The sequence below is a fragment of the Novipirellula galeiformis genome, from assembly GCF_007860095.1.
GTDB lineage: Bacteria > Planctomycetota > Planctomycetia > Pirellulales > Pirellulaceae > Novipirellula > Novipirellula galeiformis.
The window spans coordinates 582,882-602,629 of record NZ_SJPT01000001.1; the positions used below are offsets into that span (position 1 = coordinate 582,882).

Annotated in this window: 14 protein-coding genes; 12 read left to right on the forward strand and 2 right to left on the reverse strand. The window is 54.8% G+C overall.

What is annotated here, in order from left to right:
* Window positions 1-155: 155 nt before the first annotated feature.
* The 8 genes from Pla52o_RS02035 to Pla52o_RS02070 all read left to right on the forward strand — a co-directional run bounded on the left by Pla52o_RS02035 (window position 156) and on the right by Pla52o_RS02070 (window position 12,121).
* Window positions 156-842: an FHA domain-containing protein gene (locus Pla52o_RS02035; protein WP_146592909.1), complete on the forward strand. Its 687-nt coding sequence runs from the start codon at window positions 156-158 to the stop codon at window positions 840-842.
* 9 nt (window positions 843-851) lie between these two features.
* Window positions 852-1,472 carry an RNA polymerase sigma factor gene (locus Pla52o_RS02040; RefSeq protein WP_197168943.1) on the forward strand — a complete coding sequence of 207 codons (621 nt, stop codon included), beginning with the start codon at window positions 852-854 and terminating at the stop codon, window positions 1,470-1,472.
* Window positions 1,469-2,014: a hypothetical protein gene (locus Pla52o_RS02045; RefSeq protein WP_146592911.1), complete on the forward strand. Its 546-nt coding sequence runs from the start codon at window positions 1,469-1,471 to the stop codon at window positions 2,012-2,014. The genes Pla52o_RS02040 and Pla52o_RS02045 overlap by 4 nt, the downstream gene beginning before the upstream one ends.
* 75 nt (window positions 2,015-2,089) lie before the next feature.
* Window positions 2,090-4,477: an alpha/beta hydrolase gene (locus tag Pla52o_RS02050; RefSeq protein WP_231612027.1), complete on the forward strand. Its 2,388-nt coding sequence runs from the start codon at window positions 2,090-2,092 to the stop codon at window positions 4,475-4,477.
* 432 nt (window positions 4,478-4,909) lie between these two features.
* On the forward strand, window positions 4,910-5,830 hold the full coding sequence (locus Pla52o_RS02055) for a TIM barrel protein (RefSeq protein ID WP_231612028.1): 921 nt from the start codon (window positions 4,910-4,912) through the stop codon (window positions 5,828-5,830).
* Between the two features lie 234 nt (window positions 5,831-6,064).
* On the forward strand, window positions 6,065-8,767 hold the full coding sequence (locus Pla52o_RS02060; RefSeq protein ID WP_146592912.1) for a hypothetical protein: 2,703 nt from the start codon (window positions 6,065-6,067) through the stop codon (window positions 8,765-8,767).
* A gap of 62 nt (window positions 8,768-8,829) precedes the next feature.
* Window positions 8,830-10,254, forward strand: a complete 1,425-nt coding sequence (locus Pla52o_RS02065; RefSeq protein ID WP_146592913.1) for a magnesium chelatase — start codon at window positions 8,830-8,832, stop codon at window positions 10,252-10,254.
* A gap of 163 nt (window positions 10,255-10,417) precedes the next feature.
* Window positions 10,418-12,121 carry a VWA domain-containing protein gene (locus tag Pla52o_RS02070; RefSeq protein ID WP_146592914.1) on the forward strand — a complete coding sequence of 568 codons (1,704 nt, stop codon included), beginning with the start codon at window positions 10,418-10,420 and terminating at the stop codon, window positions 12,119-12,121.
* Window positions 12,122-12,293: 172 nt separating this feature from the next.
* Here Pla52o_RS02070 and Pla52o_RS02075 read toward each other — a convergent pair whose 3' ends face one another.
* Together Pla52o_RS02075 and Pla52o_RS02080 are read right to left on the reverse strand one after the other, a co-directional pair.
* Window positions 12,294-13,151, reverse strand: a complete 858-nt coding sequence (locus Pla52o_RS02075) for an endonuclease/exonuclease/phosphatase family protein (RefSeq protein WP_146592915.1) — start codon at window positions 13,149-13,151, stop codon at window positions 12,294-12,296.
* Between the two features lie 87 nt (window positions 13,152-13,238).
* On the reverse strand, window positions 13,239-13,460 hold the full coding sequence (locus Pla52o_RS02080; protein WP_231612029.1) for a hypothetical protein: 222 nt from the start codon (window positions 13,458-13,460) through the stop codon (window positions 13,239-13,241).
* A 324-nt stretch (window positions 13,461-13,784) separates the two neighbouring features.
* On the opposite strand from Pla52o_RS02080, the gene Pla52o_RS02085 reads away from it, so the two are divergent.
* The 4 genes from Pla52o_RS02085 to Pla52o_RS02100 all read left to right on the forward strand — a co-directional run bounded on the left by Pla52o_RS02085 (window position 13,785) and on the right by Pla52o_RS02100 (window position 19,730).
* The gene (locus Pla52o_RS02085) at window positions 13,785-14,795 is read left to right on the forward strand and encodes a DUF1559 domain-containing protein (protein ID WP_146593506.1); all 1,011 of its coding nucleotides are present in this window, start codon (window positions 13,785-13,787) and stop codon (window positions 14,793-14,795) included.
* Between the two features lie 644 nt (window positions 14,796-15,439).
* Window positions 15,440-16,450 (forward strand): DUF1559 domain-containing protein, encoded by a 1,011-nt coding sequence (locus Pla52o_RS02090; RefSeq protein ID WP_146593507.1) that lies wholly within the window; start codon window positions 15,440-15,442, stop codon window positions 16,448-16,450.
* A 99-nt stretch (window positions 16,451-16,549) separates the two neighbouring features.
* Complete coding sequence (locus Pla52o_RS02095) at window positions 16,550-17,011, forward strand: carboxypeptidase regulatory-like domain-containing protein (protein ID WP_146592917.1); 462 nt, start codon at window positions 16,550-16,552, stop codon at window positions 17,009-17,011.
* Between the two features lie 1,708 nt (window positions 17,012-18,719).
* Window positions 18,720-19,730: a DUF1559 domain-containing protein gene (locus tag Pla52o_RS02100; RefSeq protein WP_146593508.1), complete on the forward strand. Its 1,011-nt coding sequence runs from the start codon at window positions 18,720-18,722 to the stop codon at window positions 19,728-19,730.
* Window positions 19,731-19,748: the final 18 nt, after the last annotated feature.

Sequence of the window (19,748 nt, forward strand, 5' to 3'; positions counted from 1 at the left end):
TCGAGAGGGAGGGGGATTCAATTTCCGGCTCTGTCCTGACGTGCGGTGCGGAGTTTTATGCCTGGGGACCCGAGCGTTCCAAGGTGATTGTGGGCTGAAGAGGTTGGTGAATTCGTCTGCAACGTGGGTGTCAGCCATCGTGAAAGAGGTGCTTCATGAAAGTAATGTTGAAAGTTTTGACGGGAAGTCACTCTGGCAAAGAGATTGCGGTTGCCAGTGAGAAGTTTTTGATTGGCCGAAGCGACTCGTGTTCCCTACGTCCCAAGAGCGAATCCGTTAGCCGCAAGCATTGCATTATCGTCCTGAAAGAGGGACGCGTTCTCGTCCAGGATTTGAAAAGTCGCAATGGCACGTTGGTCAACGGCAAGCGATTGCCCACCGACATGGCGAAGGTTCTCAAACCGGGCGACAAGTTGACGATCGGCAAGTTGGAATTTGAAGTCTTGATTGAGCACGGCTTGCAGGCGGCTAAGAAACCGCAGGTTGCCAATGTGGAAGACGCGGCCGCACGTGTCGTTCAAGCAGGTTCAGGGGACAGCAAATTCGAAGAGGTTGATGTCAATTCGTGGTTGGACGAGGCTGACCAGATTGATCGGGTGCGCAAGATCTCGGATCCTGAGACACGCCAACTCCGGCTCGACAATCCTGCGGAAGCCAAGAGTGATACGGACTCCGATAGCACCGAGCTTTCGGTCAACGACGAAGATCCCGCAGCGCGTAAACGCAAGATTCCTGAAAAGCAGAAGCCACAAAAGCTGCCCGAAGGATTGAAGAAGAATATGAAAGAGAACTCGCGTGACGCTGCCGACGATGCACTCAAGCGATTCTTTAGTGGTCGTTAGGAAATGGGGATGGAAGAATCGACTGCGTTTCTAATCGAACGTCATCGTCAGAACGACCCCGCTGCGTTTGAAAAGCTGGTGGGGCGATACCATTCGCTCGTCTTTGGCGTCTGTATGCGGTTCATGCGTCATCGCCAAGACGCCGAGGACATGACCCAAGAAACCTTTTCGCGCTTAGCTCGCTATTTGGGACGCTGGGATTCCAAACGCCCCATTGAACCTTGGTTGGTGACGATCGCAGGAAATCGCTGTCGCACCCTACTCTCGCGGCATCGCCACGAAGTGGTCACCGGGATCCCCGTCGAGCCCGCGGTCGATCGGGTGAGTGAGAAGATCGCAGCGGATTCGTTGCGTGAAGAGGTTCGGTTGGCGCTCGCCACTCAGCCCAAAAACCATCGACGTGCGTTTGAGCTATTTCATGAGCAATCGCTGAGCTATGCCGAGATCGCCGAACATCTGGGCTGTCCCGTTGGGACGGCGAAGACTTGGGTGCATCGAGCCCGATTGGTGATTATGGACGAGTTGCTCAAACGCGAGGTGGTGGTCGTCAACAACCCTCCTGCAAGAATGGCGAAGCTGTCCCACCTCGACTCCGCCAAGACATTTGTTCGTTCAGAGGATCAAGTATGACTTGCGACGAATTCATGGCGACCCTTCAGGATCAGCTTGACCAGCAAGAATCGTTGTTGGATCATCGGGGGCTTCAACTGCACGCATCGCAGTGTGAACAATGTCGAGGGCGATGGATCGCTTGGCAACAAATTGCGACGGTGCTGCCGACGCATTCGCTGCACCGTCACCCCGTCTCCACCCGCCGGCTTGGGCATCGCAACGTGATGCTGGGGGCGATCTTGGCGATGGCGGCTTCGTTGTTGGTTGCGTTTCTTGTTCCCCGTTCCCCCGAGCCAGCGATCGCGGTCGTCGCAGCCGCGTCGTCACCACGTGCTCCCGAGCGTGCGGTGGTGCCGATGAACGCGAGGCCGATGAACTCTGTTGAAAACGCAACGTATTTATTGCAGACCAATCCCGCCGTATGGCTTCAGGATGTCCAACAGCGAGATTGGTTGGGCAACACGATGCCAACCGTGCGGTCGTTTGGGGAGGGGGTCGCACCGATTGGCCGTTCTCTGTTGCGAGCCGTCACGCTGTTGACGACTTCGGGAAATGGCTAGCCGGTAGGTAACGTGTGATCGGTTGGGCTACCAAGAGGGATGTGTTTGGGGGCTAGTTTTTTGAGTCTTAACGACGTGGATCGATTGAAAATGGAGTTGCGTCGGAAATTTGTGTTTACCTGCTTGGGCTGGCTGATTGCCCTGGGGGTCTCTCCGGCGAGTGCGGAGCAATTGTTTCAGCTTCGCAATGGTTTGACGTTGCGCGGGACCAAGGCCGAGATTGCTTCGCTGAACGCCAACGCGTTTTCGGCTGCCGCCGCCGGCGAAATCAAATTGAGTCCGATTTGGATCGTCGACGACGGTTTGACCCGCATCTACTTTCATGGCAAAGGGATGGCCGCCGCGGAACCGGTGGACGTTCGTGATATTGAGCAATCGATCGAATTTTGGCAGCCCACGCCGCTCGGTGGAAAAGAGATCTCAGCGATTGGCAGTATTCTAGGGGTTTCGCCATTCAACGAGTTCGGGCGACGCGTGATGACCGTCCGTGGGGTCGATGGGACGCCGATACGTTTGGTCCAAGGGATCACGGAAATCAACGGTCGTTATGCCCGCGTCGAAGGGCTCAAAGGCGAAACGTCTTATGTCTGGGATATGCGTTTGGCGACCAGTTCGTTGAAATCCGATGAGCTCAAAGCAATTTTTCGTCGACGATTGGACTGGGACAGTCTCGATCAACGGCTTCAAGCCGTTCGTTTTTTTATGGAAGCGGGACGGCATGGCGACGCCATCGATATCCTTCGCGAAGCGATCGATACGTTCCCGGAAGCGGCAAAGATGCAACGTCAGGTCGTGGCCTTGACGGAGCGTCAGGCGACTCAGTTATTGGACGAAGCAAAGTTGCGGGCGGCATCGGGGCAAGAAACATTGGCATTGGAAATCTTAGAGAAATTTCCTGTGGACCTGCTCGGCCGAGTCACGCGATTGCAAGTCGAGGATGCGACCGAAAAAATCCTTGGCACCCAGCGTCAATCGGCATCTCTGGTCGCTCAGCTTGAGACGCAGATTGCTCAGCTGAATCGGGCTCAAGAGCTTCAGCCGATTCTCGCGGAGATCAAGGCCGGGCTGTCATCGTCAACCTTAGCCCGGATGAGCGATTACATTCGTCTGGGGACGTCCGAGGCAGTGCCGCTGGAAAATCGTGTCGCGTTGGCGGTGGCCGGGTGGTTGCTCGGCAGCGGGTCGGGTGAACAGAACTTGACCGTTACGATTTCGCTTGTGAAAGTTCGTGATTTGGTGGCCGAGTATTTGGCCAGTTCGGATCCGGCGCGACGTCAAGCGATTCTCGCGGAAATGCGAAACCTCGAAGGGGCACAAGCGGAATACATCGACCGCATGTTGCCACTGTTATCTCCGCCGCTCGATTGGCCTGAAGGGTCGCAGCACGAGTCGATCCCCGGTCTGCATTGGGTCGGAGACGAAAGCGAGCAACTTGACCAACCTCCGGTGCCTCGATATGCCATTCAACTACCACCGGATTACAATCCACTCCGCGAGTATCCATGCATTTTGTCGCTGCACCCGGTGCGTGGGACGCCGATGTCGGAGATCGATTGGTGGAGCGGAGTTTACAGCGAAGAGATTCAAGCGAGATTGGGCCATGCGTCTCGTTACGGGTTTATTGTGGTTGCCCCATTGTGGACTCGTGCATCGCAAGGCGAGTACGAGTACACGTCGCGAGAACACGAACGCGTCCTGGTTTCGCTACGCGATGCGATGCGTCGATCCTCGATCGATGCGGATCGGGTGTTTATCGCCGGGCATGGTGAAGGGGGCGCTGCGGCATGGGACATCGCTTATTCGCATCCCGATCTCTGGGCTGGCATGATTTCGATTAGTGGCGAACCGGCAAAAACGATTGCCCATTATCACCCCAACGCACCCTATGTTCCGATGTACTTGGTGATGGGCGAACGCGATGGGGCACCGACGCCGCTGGTGCGTAACGGACCGGTCATGGATGATTATGTAAAGTTTAAAAGCGATGCCATGGTCGTGATGTATCGGGGCCGAGGACGCGAGTTTTTCTATGAAGAGATTCATCGGTTGTTCGATTGGATGCGTTTGCCTGCGCATGTTCGGAAAGAAGCTCCCACCGCGATCGACACCGTGACGATGCGCGAAGGTGACAATTTCTTTTGGTGGTTGGAACTTGGCCCAATCAAGCCCGATGTGGCGATTGATCCGTTGATGTGGGATCAAGCCGAGCGGGTTCGCGCTGCACCGGTTTCGGCTTCCATCGGAACCGACAACCAAATTCGAGTGAACCAGGCGCCGGCCGAGCAGTTCTCGCTCTGGCTACGACCGATGCGCGATCTCGATTTAAACAAACCGGTAACGATTCGCTATCGATCGCGGCGCGTGCTGTTTGAATTTGATGGGGCCGTCGAGACGTTGCTCGAAGACGCACGTCGGCGGGCGGACCGAAAACGCGCTTATTGGGCCGTGGTCACAGTGCCCTAATCCGCCGCAAACCGGTGGCGTGATGCATGGGGGTGATGTGCCGGGGTGGTCCCGCGTGGGGAGCGAACGTGTGATCGCGATCCACCATCACTTCGTTCGCGATCACTCCTTCGGCGCGGCGGCGGGCGTATCGCGTCCCTCCGCAGGGCATGGTTCAGTGCCCCGTTGTTTCACGGGACTGCCATTCCACAGACCTGCCATTTCACGGGACTGTCATCTCACGGGACTGTCATTGTGCGACGCAGGGTCTCAAGGTAGGCGATGGATTGGCTAAGGGGGGGCACCCGACTCAAAGTGCCTTTTAGGTTCTTTTTTCGGGAATGGCGGACTTAGAGCGCCTAGCGGCATTCAAATTTGAGCAGGTTTACTACCAGACTTCGCTTACAATGGCCGTGTCCCCCAAGCGTTTTATTCATTCCCGGAGCGAGTACGGTGAAGCGACGTGACTTTTTAACGACTCAGGCTTTGCTAGCGTCTTCGGCCCTTGCGATCGCCCCGGAAACCATGTGTCAGGCCGATTCGAACGAATTGGGAAAGTCGAATTCAAGCTCTGCGGAACCGACGAATGCCGGACAATCGGGGCGAGTTCGTCAATCGGTAATGGGATGGTGCTTCGCTGGGATCGATGCATTGACCTTGGCTGGGCACTGCAAGCGGATAGGCTTCGAAGCGATGGAGGGGATTCCGGCAAGCAGTTACGAGGCGGTGACGAAGCGAGGGCTGAAAATTGCGCTCACGGGCAGTCATGGATTCGCAAAGGGGCCACTCGATCGAGAAAATCATGCCGAAGTTGAAGCAAAGTTGCGCGCGGGAATTGATTTAGCGGTCAAGTATGGGGCTCCAAACGTCATTACCTTTACCGGAATGGTGAAGCCGGGGATCAATGATGCGACAGCACGTCGCAACTGTTTGGAATGTTGGAAACGTGTACTACCTTATGCCGAAGAAAGGAAAGTCGGAATCGTTCTCGAACACCTTAATAGCCGAGACGATTCGCATCCCATGAAAGGCCATCCAGGTTATTGGGGGGACGATTTGCACCTTTGTGCCGATTTGGTCAAGGAGATGGGGTCTGCTCAATTCAAATTGCTATTTGATATCTATCACGTGCAGATCATGCATGGCGATTTGATTCGAAACATTCGCCAATACCATCCGCTGGTGGGGCATTATCACACCGCAGGAAATCCCGGTCGCGGCGAACTGGACGACAATCAAGAAATCAATTATCCCGGAGTCATCCGCGCGATCCTCCAAACGGGATACCAAGGATTCATTGCCCAAGAGTTTATTCCCACCTCCGACGATCCCATCGACTCGCTGGAAAAGGCGTTTCATCTTTGTAACGTTTGATTCCAGCGGCGAGGCGATGCTCGCAAAGAACCACGGGGGCCACAAAAAATGAGGTGCCCTGAAGAAACCGCGATCCTTGAGAGGCTCGCAGGTGTCAAATCCGAAGGTTTGACATCCAATGATGTTGTGACACGGTCCGGCGGTTTGCCTAGGGGCAATGAAGTTCGCCAGATCCATCCATTTTTATCGGTCTATTAAGTTTTGACAGGATTGAGTGAAGGCATTACTGAATCGATGCAACCTTCTAACCGCGAAACGAACGAGTTGGGGGTCGAAGAATTTCGACGTCTCGGCGTCCGTCTGAATGAATGCCGATTGCCGGTAATTCGGATGGCGGCGTCGCGCGTTAGCAAGTCGCTGGTGGATCAACAGGTTGCCTCGCCTTCGACCGAACGTGAGCGTGAGTTGTCGCTCGTCGTCACCTCGGCTTATCGAGTGCTCGATCCCCGCAACCGCACCGACTTCGTCCAGCGAATTTTGGTGGGGCGACTGCAGCCCAACGAAACTGCGTGGTCAGGCCAACAGAACTTTCGGATTGACGCTGCGGCATCGACATCCCGCCGCGCGGAGTTTGAAAGTCAAGCGGACGACGAAGTCGAGCTTTTTCGGTTTGACGCTGACCCAACGAAGGAAACGTCCTTTGCGGTTCGGACATCGGGTACCCTCGCCAATTGGACCCAGTCCCTCGATTCCCAAGATCTGATTGAAGCAGGGGTTCGGCGGCGGCGGTTGGCCCAGGTGCGAAGCTGGATCCGCCGCCCGCGGTCGGTGTTCTCGTTGTTCGGTTTGTTTGTCGCCGCTACGATCGGGATTGCCACCGTCGATTTTCGATCTCACGAAAATGTCACTCCCACGACCGCGCTGGCCACCCACGTCGAACCTGCAACGTCATCCCACACCGCTACGTTACCCAACGCCGTAGCATTACCCAGCGCTGCAGCATTACCCAGCGCCGCAGCGGATGCGACGCCGGCTCCAGCGGTTGCAACCGAGGTTGACGTTGCGAAGAGTGACATCGCTGTGAAGAGTAACGATGCTGGGAAGAATAACATCGCTGCGGTCACGGATTCCCCAGCGGCGGGATCGATAGCGACCGATTCGATGCAAGCTAACGCTGTGATCGCAACGGTGGAAGAGACTGGCGTCGCTGCGGTCAACGTTGCTACGGCCGACCCATTAGGCTCGGCCGTCAATCCCGCTCCCTCGATGAGCGAGGACACGACGCTCTTAGCGCAGTTGGAAGAGATCGTCGCGAAGGGAGAAATGCCCAATCACGCGCCGCCACCTGCTGCGGTTGCGTCAACGGGAGACTCCGCAAAAGACGCACTCGTCGATGTTGATTCCATGACGATCCAACCGAGCAAGGACTCCGCCACGGAGTTTCTGCCCGACCCGTTTGCAATCGAGGAAATTGGGGCTCGTGGCGCCGCCGGGCCGCATGGCTTTGCGGTGGCAAACTCGTTGGAGATGCTCAAGTCGTTAGACGATTTGGCCGCGCAAATCCAAGCCTTTCACGAGGCCAATGGCGTGAATGATGATGAATCAAAACGCCCTCCCCTGCCCTCCCCCGAACGTCGATCGGCCATCCGGACGCTGCTGAAGTCGCGTTTCCCCTTGCTCGGAACCCGCTTGTTGCCGGGGCAAATCCCAGGCTTGCTCAAGCAGTTAAAGGATTCGGTGGCAGATCATGCAGCCGCCAGTGACGAGGCTTTCGTCACAACGGTGTTGGTCGCAGAGCACGCGTGGTTGGTGCAGGACACCGTCAGCGTGGAGAGCCAGGTAAGCGATTTGACGAACGTTTTCGCGATCACCAAGGATGAGATCCTGGTCGAATCGTTTTTAGCCGCCTTTGCGATCGCGGATTTGGATGAAACGAAACAGTTTTTGGCTCGCAATGGATTTGTGTTGGCGGAGCGTTTGTTAACGAGGGAGTCGTTTCAGCAAAGCAGGCTTGTCGTTGCGAGTGCGACGGAATTGGCAAAGCAGATTGGCGACGAGCCGCTGGTAATTGATGCCCAACGGCTGGCACAGGCGATTGAGCAAGCGGCGAAGATGTCGGCCACCGTTGTTCGCAGAGAGAATCTCGAGTTCGCCTCGGACGCGGAGCGTGGCGTGGCGGGACGTTACTACTGTTTGCTGATTCGCAATTGGGAGGATGGTCTGCCCTGGTTGGCAAAGGTCAGTGATCCACGGATTGCGAATCTTGCCAAGCAAGAGTTGGCGCTAACGAAGACGTCCTCGCTCAGTGATTGGAACGCACTAGCCGATCGTTGGCGCACCGCTGCGGATCACGCCGATGGTCGCACCGCCGATTCGATTCGTTGCCATGTGTTGGCGTTAAAACGCATGATTGTGGTAGGAACGGATGGATTCCAAAAACTTCAGCTGCAACGTGAGATCGACGAACTGGAATCCGAGTTGCCGTTTTATATGGTGAAAACGCGCGCGGCGGTGACACCAAAATCGGCGCCGGTTACCGATTCGATCAAGTTGGCTACGACGCCGACGTTGGTCGGTTCGATGAGCGGGATGTTGGGGCAGGTAACGATTGACGGTCGACCGGCGCCGTTCCAAGTGCTCTACTTGCCAGGTGAGTTGCTGACGCCCGAGGCGTTGAAGCAATCGGCTGCGATTTGGAGTTTAGAAGATCAGGTGGTTGAGATCGAATTTTCGGGACAGCTGCGGTTGTCCACCCCAATGGAGGTTCGCTTGCTGGCTTCGGTTGCCGATGAGGAAGCGTACGGTGAAGTTCGCATCGATGGAGAGCGGGTTGTTTTTGAGGCCGACCCGGGGATTGCTGATCGTTGGCTTGGCTCGGGAAGTCACGAAATCCAATGGAATCTCCGCGTGACCCCGCAGACGAACGCTCATTTTCATGTGCAAGAGGTGCTAACCGGCGGTGAATTGAATCTCACTCGCCCGCATGCCATGCAATAACCCTCGCCAAGCTCGTACAATGCATGGAGAGTGTACGACACAAGACCTTGGACTGAGAGTGAATGAACGTGGTAAGTGAAACCCCGAAGCCGTCTACCTTACGCGAATTGCGGGAAACCTCTTGGGCGTCGAAAAGCGTCAAGCAAGAAATTCGAGACAATTTCGTTCGCATGTTAGCCAGTGGCGAGGAATTGTTTCCCGGCATCGTTGGTTACGAAGACACGGTGATCCCGGAAATCAACTTAGCCTTGCTGGCGGGACACGACATGTTGTTCCTGGGGGAGAAAGGCCAAGCGAAAAGCCGGATCATGAGGATGTTGACTCGGTTTTTGGATGAATGGGTGCCCTACATCGATCATCCCGATTTGCCGGTGCACGAGGATCCTGAAAAACCCATTTCGGCGGCCGGAAAACGACTCCTCCGCGATACCCCTGCGGAGGACATCAAGATCGCTTGGTGGCATCGCAGTAACCGATATGCTGAACGTCTCAGCCCAGGGACAAAGTTCGCCGACATCATTGGTGAAATCGATCCCGCCAAACTCACCGGCGGAGTCAGCATGAGTGCTGAAGAGGCGCTATCGTTCGGTTTGATTCCACGCATGCATCGTGGCATTTTTGCGATGAACGAATTGCCGGAGTTGGATGATCTTGTCCAAGTCGGGTTGTTCAATATCCTCGAAGAACGCGATGTGCAAATCCGTGGTTATCCCATTCAATTTGATATCGATTTGGTGATTTTGTTTTCGGCGAATCCAGCGACTTATAATCGTAGTGGTAAAGTCATTCCGCAGCTGAAGGACCGCATCGGCGCGATTGTCCAGACGCATTATCCGAGTGAACGAGATCAAGGAATTGAGATCCTACAACAGGAGGTGGGACACGATCTTGAAAGCGATTATCCGGTGCAAGTGCCGTACTTTATGTACCAAATCGTCGAAGAGATCACCAACCAAGCTCGTCATAGCAAGTACGTCGATCAAGCCTCTGGTGTTTCCGCTCGATTCTCACTGGCAAACTTTCGCACACTTGTCGCATCGGCCCGACAACGGGGGGTGATCCATGGCGAGAAACCGGCCGTCCCACGAATCAGTGATTTGGGACATCTCTATTCCAGTTCGCTTGGAAAGCTTGAGCTCGATTTGATGGGGACCCATCAAATGAGTGAGCGGCAAGTGCTCGATGCCGTCGTGGCAAAAGCCATCGAAGTCGTCTTCAAAGAGTATGTGGAAGAGCATGGTTTGTCGGAGATCGCCGAAATCTTTCGTGGCGGGGTTCGCGTGGAAGTCGGTGATTTGCTGCCTAGCCGTGACTACGCCGAGCGACTACGGAATGTCCCACCCGCTTGGAACAAGGCGTTTGAGGTCAACGCCAGCGAGAATGATGCGGTCAGGGCCAGTTGCGTCGAGTTTGTTCTAGCAGGGCTGTTCAGCATGGAGCGAATTAGTCGCTCACAGCGATTTGGAAAGATTGAGTACGAGTGCTAAGCAACTCGGATCGGTGTCGAGCTTGTCCGACCCGACATCGGCTTTCCTCGTTTGTGGTCGGCACACTCACGCGTGGCACACCAGCCTCGCGGCGGCCCCTCTCCGACACCACAGCCTACATCGGTATGCCAACTTTTAATTTGCTCGTCCGCAGGAAATCAGAATGGATCGTCGACTTGGGGGCGTGATTCACGCCTATCAAAAATATGACCCGGTACAGTTTCCGTCTCCCTCTCAGCCGCCACCAGACCTGGTTTCCTCGGCGTTTGAACAAGCGTTGATGTACGGCAACTATCACGAGTTAACCGAAGAGGAGCTCGCTCGGGCGATCCGCTTGGACCCTAGTCAGCTTGCCAGCCTTGGACCCAGCTTGGAGATGCTGCGCGCGATCTTGGAAGAACGTAAACGCAAAATTCTAGCCACCTACGAATGCGATACCGTTCAAAAGAAGGCGCGCAAAGCGTTCCATCAATCGGCCAAACAGGTTCGTTTGCCGAAAACGCTCGACAAGCATTTTCAACGCGCCATCGCGCAAGAACAACCTTACCTGTTGGAGTCGTTGTGGTACCAAGCGGGCGACGATCAAAGCGCCGCCGCCCGGGATTTGCTCAAAGTGACTCAGCGAATGAGCGACAAGCACCATATCGAAGAACTGGCTTCGAGCTATCACTTTACTGGGCTCGAGTCGATGTCGATCGACAAAGCGTTGGAGGTCAAGGAAGAGTTAGAGAAGATCGATGAGTTGTTAAAGCAATTAGAGGAAGCGGAGAAGACGGCTCAGATTGCGATCATCGATATGGATCTGTTGAGCGAATTCACCCAGCCCGGTGACATGCAGCAGCTCGAAGAGATGCGTCGCCAATTGGAAAACCTCGCCCGTGAGCAAGCCGAACGTCAAGGGTTGGAGAAGGATCCAAACAAACAAGGCGGATTTCGCTTGACTCCCAAGGCTTACAAAATTTTTCAAGGACGGCTGTTGGAGCGAATCTTTAGCCAACTTGCTCCTTCCCGCTCCGGACGGCATGCAGGTGACGTGGTCGGCGAAGGCGCCGTCGAGCTACAGCGAACTCGACCCTACGAGTTTGGTGATAGCGTTGCGAACATGGATTTGCCACAAACGATCATCAATGCACTGTTGCGGCAAGGCGACGAGCGACCGTTGCGATTGCGTAGTGATGATATTGTTGTGCATCAAACACGGAACCATCCGAAGTGTGCGACCTGCGTGATCATGGACATGAGCGGGTCGATGCGGTACGACGGCCAATACATCAATGTGAAACGTATGGCGTTGGCCATGCAGGGGTTGATTCAATCGGAGTATCCCGGTGACTTCCTCCGTTTCATCGAAATGTATACATTCGCAAAATTGGTTTCGCCCGGCGAGATTATCGAATTGATGCCCAAGACCGTCACCATTCATGACCCCTGGGTACGGCTAAAAGCGGACATGAGTGATGATGAACTCAGTGAGCACCAAGTCCATCCTCACTTTACGAACATCCAGCACGCGCTAAAACTGGCCCGGCAAAATCTTGTTAACAGTGACACGCCCAATCGACAAATCGTGCTGATCACCGATGGATTGCCGACGGCGCATTTCGAGGACGAGTGGCTATACATGTTGTATCCACCCGACCCGATGACCGAGCAAGCGACGATGCGTGAAGCCCGTTTGTGCCAAAAGGAAGGCATCACGATCAATCTTTTTCTGGTCCCGAGTTGGTCGCAAAACGAAGAGGATATTCGCTTTGCCTACCGACTTGCGGAGACCACCCAAGGCCGCGTGTTCTTTACCAGCGGTCGCGATTTAGATCGTTTTGTCGTTTGGGATTACGTGCAAAATCGGCGTGATATTATTTCCTAAGCGGCGGGGCAGCAGTCGATCCGCAACACGAGCCGCTGGACGTCCACCCCGATAGTTCATGATCCGACGCGTAAGTGCCTAAGTTGCGTGTTTTTCATAGCCCGACGCGTTAGCGAGAGACCAAACGATTCCCTTAGCGTCGCTATGTTGTCGCGGGGGCCTCGGTTTCCGCTCACTGCGCCGGCGAAGCGATCGTGATCATCACGGCTTGATGATCGCTGGCGAAACGCCCCGATGAAGTTCTCGGGTCAAGTGTCTGATGCGTGGTCACGTTTGCTTTGGGATCGCTCAACAGGATGTAGTCGATTCTGCCGGACAAGTTTAACTTCTTGAACCCATTGAACGTCCCTTGGGGGCCTGTGGGCATGGCAGCACTTTGTGCGATGGAGTCGAAAAAGGTGACCCCCTCGAGATCGCCTGCGAGCAAATGTTGCAGCGGTCTCGATTTGGGGAGCGCGTTGAGGTCGCCCATCACGACGACATCAAGGTTGTCTCGCAATTCGGCGGCTTTGCTGCGCAATAGCTTCGCCGAGTTTTCACGTGCCTGGGCACTTTGATGATCGAAGTGCGTGTTCATCAAGAGCCACCGCTGAGGGTTGGATTTTGCATGGATTTCAATCCACGAACAAATCCGCGGCAGATTCGCCCCCCAGGCGTTCATACCGATGGCTCCTGGATCGGGACCAAGCCAAAAGGTTCCCTTACGCACCACGTCAAATTGGTCTCGTCGCCAAAATAGAGGTGAGAACTCACCCCCGTCGGCGCCGTCGCTGCGTCCCAGACCATACCAATAAAAATCGGGCAACCGCGCCGCGAGATCATCGATCTGCTTTCGTGTTGCTTCTTGCAATCCAACGATATCGGCTTGCTGGATCGCTTTGGCAACGTCATCGACTCGGTGATCCCAATGATCCTTGCCATCATTTGGACTTAAGTAACGAATGTTGTAGCTCATCAGACGCGACGTCTCGTCTGCGCTGGTGGTCGTGACGATCAGACAAGCGAGAATCGCAATGAAAGACATCTTCATGGAAACGGATTCCGATGGTTGTGGAAATGAGAGATTGCATTGACGGCAACGCCCTCGAGAGGCCTCGATTGTAATCGTTGGGCACCATCAATGTTTGGCGGTGCCCTTGGGCGGTTGCTTGTTGCCACCGGGCCAAGTCAGGCGTGAAGCGGCGTGACGGAGGTTGGGTTCAGAGGACATGATGCAAATCGGCTGAATGGTCGGCCTGGGGCCGTTTCCATCTCGGCAGAGTGTCGGTTTACCTTGGCCGCTGGCCCGCTGGCCCGCTGGCCCGGTGGAGCGACAGTGGACTGCATCGGAGCTGTCCATCATCGATACCCTTGAAATCGGTTGGGAAACCCTGTCTTGTCGACTGGAGGGGGGTGTCGATTGGCGTCGCAGAGGGGCTCCGGTGAGTTCTTGAGTTTTTTTGCAAATTTGTTGCTTGTTGATCTCGGAGCCATTACAAACGGTACAGATCGTATTACGAAGTGGCTGGGTTTCTCTCGGTCGCGGAACTTCTTTCTCAGTACTTATCTCTTTGGAAACCACATGGATGCTTTCCGTTCTTGAAGGCGCTTCCATGTGGTGACTCGATACCGTTTATTCAAAAATTTGTGTTTCGTTTGTTACCTATTTGGGAAGTGAGATCTCATGAGTCGTCGTTCAAAAAGGGGCTTTACGCTCGTTGAATTATTGGTGGTGATTGCCATCATCGGAGTGTTGGTTGGATTGTTGTTACCTGCGGTACAGGCGGCGCGTGAAGCGGCGCGGCGGATGTCGTGTAGCAACAACATGAAGCAAATCGGGTTGGCGCTGCATAACTACCACAGCGCCTTCAAAAAGTTCCCCTACTCGGCCGCAGGATTTGGCTCGATGACGAGCGGCAGTGCCGTTGCAGGTTTGACTAAGGTTCGTAATCACCGCGGTTGGATTGGGTTGTTGCCTTATATCGAACAGCAAGCTTTATACGATCAAACCGATTTATCGCTGGCGACGGGGGCGTACGAGCGGGATACATCCAAGTCCACGATTTCGGGACCAAAGCCGGGGGAACCGGGCAATGCCAATGACATCGTCGTGAGCACCGTGGTCGAGGCGTTTATGTGTCCATCGGATACAAATCCCACGAATTATACGACGACGAGCAGCCCTCATTACTCGATCTCGCCCGGAACAACGACCCTTCAGGGCGCTTTTACCAACTATGACTTCAGCGTTCGTCGAGCTTCGGAATCGACTCCAAAGTGGAGTGAAGATTCGATGACGTCACGACGCATGTTTGGGATCGATGATTGGTCACGAATGCGAGATTTGACCGACGGTACTAGTAATACGATTGCAGTCGCTGAGACGCTTCGCTCCGTGATCAACGGGGTTGCACAGACTTGGGGCTACGCCAAATGGGTCGGTAGCGGTGTCGATTCTGCGTGGGCAAGAGGAATCAACGACAACGCCTGTTGCGGTTGGGATTCGCCACCCAACTCGCGCGCCCAGTTACCCAGTCGGTTGGGAGAATGGTCGACGTCGGGAAGCTTACATCCCGGTGGAGCCCAGTTCACGTTGGCTGATGGCTCGGTCCGTTTTCTAAGTGACTCGACCGAGTCAACCATCATGCTGCGATTGGGCTACATCGCCGATGGTCAAGTGCTTGGGGAGTTCTAGTCGTTGCACCGCCCCATTATCTGGCGGACTTCACCCGATTCCACCTTAAATCGTCGATTGATTTCGGTGTTTTTTAAGAGAGTTTGATCCGCAGGGTGCGGGTCTGGCTCTCTTTTTTTTTCGCTCCGTCCACCAACGGGATGCCGTCTCCGGTGCATCCTCGTTGTTCTGCGTCCACGCCGAATCGGCTGCTTTGAAGGCCCTCGCTCATATTCACTTGGTGAAATCCTGCAGGGCGACTCCGGTGGGGGTTTGCTGCGGCCTGGGAGGGTGGTGGTTGGCGAGGGAGACGAGGAGGTATTGGAGGATTGCCATTGCTTCTGGTTAGGATGTTTTTCGATTTTAGTGGCGTTTTGTTTTCCGCTTGACGACGTTAGTGAAGAGGGATTTTTCATTGCGAGGGGGCGTTTGTTGCTGTCAATTTGTTGCCATTGAGTTTAAATGGAGTTGCACTTGATTGCATCTGTGCAAAGGCGGTTCGCGGTTTCGGTGGTGGTAAGGTTATTTTTTAGCTGTTTTCGTTGTCCGACCGCGTTGATGATTTCGACATTGGTTGACGCATCGTCGTGGTTTCTCGATGACAACTTTTTTACGAGTCGTGTGTTTGTTTTGTTATTTAGTTACTCATTTGGAGAAGTGGTCTCATGAGTCGTCGTTCAAGAAGGGGCTTTACGCTCGTTGAATTATTGGTGGTGATTGCCATCATCGGAGTATTAGTCGGATTGTTGTTGCCCGCGGTGCAGGCGGCGCGTGAAGCGGCGCGGCGGATGTCGTGTAGCAACAACATGAAACAGATTGGCTTGGCGTTGCACAATTATCACAGCGCCTTTAACAGGTTCCCCTATTCGACCTCGGGGGCCGGATCGATTGATAGTGGCAGTGCGATCCCAGGACTGACCAAGGTTCGTAACCATCGCGGATGGCTAGGTTTGTTGCCTTACATTGAACAGCAAGCGTTGTACGATCAAGCCGATATGTCGCTGGCGACCGGGGCGTACGAGCGGGATACATCCAAGGCCACTCTTTCGGGGCCGAAGCCAGGGCAGCCTGGCAATGCCAATGACATCGTTGTCAGCACGGCGGTGGAGGCGTTTTTGTGTCCCTCGGATTCGAATTCCACCCACTACTCCGACACGTCGAGTGCTCATTACTCGATTTCCCCTGGGTCAACGACGCTCAAGGGGGCCTACACCAATTATGACTTCAGCATTCGGCGGACCTTTAATTCGGGGGTCATCTGGAGTGAAGATGCGATGACGACGCGCCGTATGTTTGGTTTTGACGACTCCTCGCGGATGCGAGATCTTACCGATGGAACCAGCAATACCGTGGCGGTCTGTGAGACGCTGCGCAACATTATTGATGGAGTGGCGGCGACCTGGGGATACTCCAAATGGGTTGGCCATGGAGTGGATATCGTTTGGTCTCGCGGGATCAACGACAATGAGTGTTGCGGTTGGACATCGCCACCGTACGCTCAGCAGCGGTTGCCCAGTCGGCTCGGTGAGTGGGGAACGTCGGGCAGTTTGCATCCCGGTGGAGCTCAATACACCTTGGGCGACGGCTCGGTTCGTTTCATTAGCGAGTCGATCGATTACACCACGTTGCAGCGGTTAGCGTATATCGCTGATGGTCAAGTGTTGGCGGATTTTTAATGATTGAAATTCTCGATCATGCGGCGGTTCGAATCGCTCCGTCCGTTTGACATCGGTTATGCTTGGGGCGTCATTTCCAGTTCTCGAGGAAGTTTTGTAATGCAAATGTGGAAACCGTTTTTTTGTGTTCTTGCGGTGGTCTCACTGGGAGGTGTCGGCTGCGATAGTAAGCCCGCCCTCGATGTGGTTCCCGCGTCGGGCACCGTGTTCTATGACAATCAGCCGATCGAAGGCGTCACGCTAACGCTGGTTCCGCAAGAGGGCGTTAAGGGCCGCGGTGGGTATGCGGTCAGCGCTGCCGATGGAACATTTAAGTTCCAAGCGTCACCCGAAGCGGAGGGAGTGGTTCCAGGCAAGTACCTTGTCCTGTTCCAAAAGTACACGATGCCCGATGGTTCACCGATTCCACCGGGGACTTCCGCAGCGGATGCCAATTTCAGCAACGAATTGTCTGAAGTCTATAGCCAGCCTGATCAGTCGCCGATCTACACCACCATTTCAGACGCTGGCGAAAGCGATTTGAAGTTTGAGCTAACGGCGCGTCCGCAGCGGCGTTTGTAACGGTAAGAAAATCGGCGTCGGCGCTTTCTACCTGCCATCGCAAATGACAGGCTGGTTGTCGTGCTCCAATGCATCGGGTCAGCTCCGCGTTTCGGAGCTGACCCTTTTTTTGGGTTTACCCGTCGTGGAAAATGGGGGCTGTCTGCTTCGGGAGGGCCTTTGCCGGAATCCGTCACGTTGGCACGTTCGCTCGGCGATGATTCTAACGGCGACAGCGGTGCTAACCACATTCATGCGACAGGCAAGGGTGGATTAGCCGATGTCCAGACGACATGGCTTCGAGACGACGGGGCTTCGAGGCGACATGGCTTCGCGGCTCTCGCCATCGATGTCCGCCCGGTCGCTAGGGAAGGAGGTTCCACGTTTAGCCTCAAGGAATGCTGCGGGGGCGCCCACGCACCGCTACGGAGGTCTTGGGGTTGCTGCATTGTCGTGTTGCAAGAGGAGGCGTGCGGGTTGACTTGGAGTCGTCCTTCGGTGGTTGGGAGTCGGTGTTTCGATGACCAAGCCTCTTGGTTCTACTTGTTTTAGAGGGGTGGTGGTTAGCCCGAAGGTGGTGTGTTTCGGCGTTAGGGGGGCGTCGATGGCTTCTCGTGTTCCACTGCGCTTCGTTGAGTTCCTGGGCTGAGTCGGATTGATTGGCCGCTGCCTGTAATGACAAGCATTCGATTGCGAAGCTAGCCCAAAAGAGGGACGCTGCACTCACTTGATTGAACCTTGCTCCGGTGTGAAGTCGAGTGACGCGAAGCGGCATCCTAAGTGTCTAACCTCCGATTCAAAGTTTCGATTTCTGTCTTCTGGCGAGCGTTTTCCAATCCGCTGTCCTCGCTGGGGCTGTCGACGTCGCTGTCAATTCCGTCGCCGCTACGGTGAGACCATTGTTATGAAAACGTGGTATCGACTTTGGAAGGCTGCTAGGCGTAGGGGGGGCGCGAGACCGTCCAAAAACACGTCCACTGGCGTCGGAGGCAATGTCTGTTGGGGTTCCATCGGCGGTTTTCGTGCACGACGAGTGGACTTGCAATAGCGTGCAATCGTTGATCCTTGATCGAGGCACCATTGGCCTCTTGAATCTCGTTGGCGAGTTCACGTGAGAATGCCTGGCGATCAAGGTTTGACGCCTATTCCAAGCGAGAGAGCGAATGACACGCTGGTTGAGTGATTCGCGATGCACGGATCAGTGCACGGATTAATTTAATGCACAGGCTTGTCGACAGGACTTTAGCGCCCGTCGGCCGCACCGTTCGCTTGGCTACCAGTGCCCCCTGCGGAGTTGGCGTTTCTTCGTGCTGCATCGGTTCGCGGCCTACGGCTCGCTCCAACAGCACGGCGAATCAACCTGCCTGATTTCCAACCCAATCGTGACTGACGTTCGATGTGGGAAATGGAAGGGGGGGAGGAAGAATTTACCACGGCGTCCAGGTGGTTTGGCGCTAACGCTCAGGAGGTATCCATTAAGGCGTGGCTAAGGGAGGTTGATCTTGCTTAATGTTTGCTTGGATTGTACAGTTGATGGTGAAACCTATTGGGGGACATCGAGAGGTCTCCCCTTAAGAGGCTTCGATTTTCTTTTCTTCCGCATCTACTCCGTTAATCGTAGGCGAGAGTGTTTTTCGCTTTCGCATCACTCGGCTTGGCTGCTTTGGCGTAGTCGTTTTTATCGCTATGCATTTCTTTTCCTTACCTATCTCTATGGGAGTGAGTTCTTATGAATCCTCGTTCAAGAAATGGCTTTACCCTCGTTGAATTGCTGGTGGTGATTGCCATCATCGGGGTTTTAGTTGGGTTGTTGTTACCCGCCGTCCAAGCAGCGCGGGAAGCCGCTCGGCGGATGTCGTGTTCGAACAACATGAAGCAAATCGGATTGGCATTGCACAATTACCACAGTGCCTTTCAGAAGTTCCCTTATTCGGCGGGAGGAGCTGGTTCAATCACCTCGGGCAGTGCCATTCCGGGAATGAACAATGTGCGCAATCACCGCGGTTGGTTGGGCTTGCTGCCTTACATCGAGCAACAAGCGCTCTACGACCAAGCCGATTTGTCGATGGCGACCGGTGGCTATGTGCGGGATTCAGGCCAGAGCTCCATTGGGGGACCGCGGCCAGGAGAGCCTGGCAATGTCAATGACGTTGTCGTCAGTACGGCGGTGGAGGCGTTCTTGTGTCCTTCCGATTCGAATCCCACCAACTACGCAACCACCAACAGTGATGCGTACTCCATCTCCAACGGCACGACCACACTCAAGGGTGCGTACACGAACTATGAATTCAGCATCCGGCGGACTTCGAGTTCCGCTGCCAAATGGACTGAAGATTCGATGACGACGCGACGGATGTTTGGTTTCGACGATTGGTCGCGGATACGAGATTTGACCGATGGTACTAGCAACACCGTGGCGATCTGTGAGACGCTTCGTGCCTGTATCGACGGGGTTGCGCAAACTTGGGGTTACACCAAGTGGGTCGGCAATGGAGTCGACTTGGTCTGGGCCCGTGGGATTAACGACAATGAATGTTGTGGTTGGGATGCCAGTCCCTACCAACGTGAAAGTCTCCCTAGCAGGTTAGGGGAATGGTCCACTTCGGGCAGCTTGCATCCCGGTGGTGCCCAATACACGTTGGGCGACGGTTCGGTGCGTTTCATTACGGATTCGACCGACTACATCACGTTGCAGCGGTTGGCCTATGTCTCGGATAATCAAGTGCTTGAAGGTTTTTAATCGATAAACCTCCTCTTC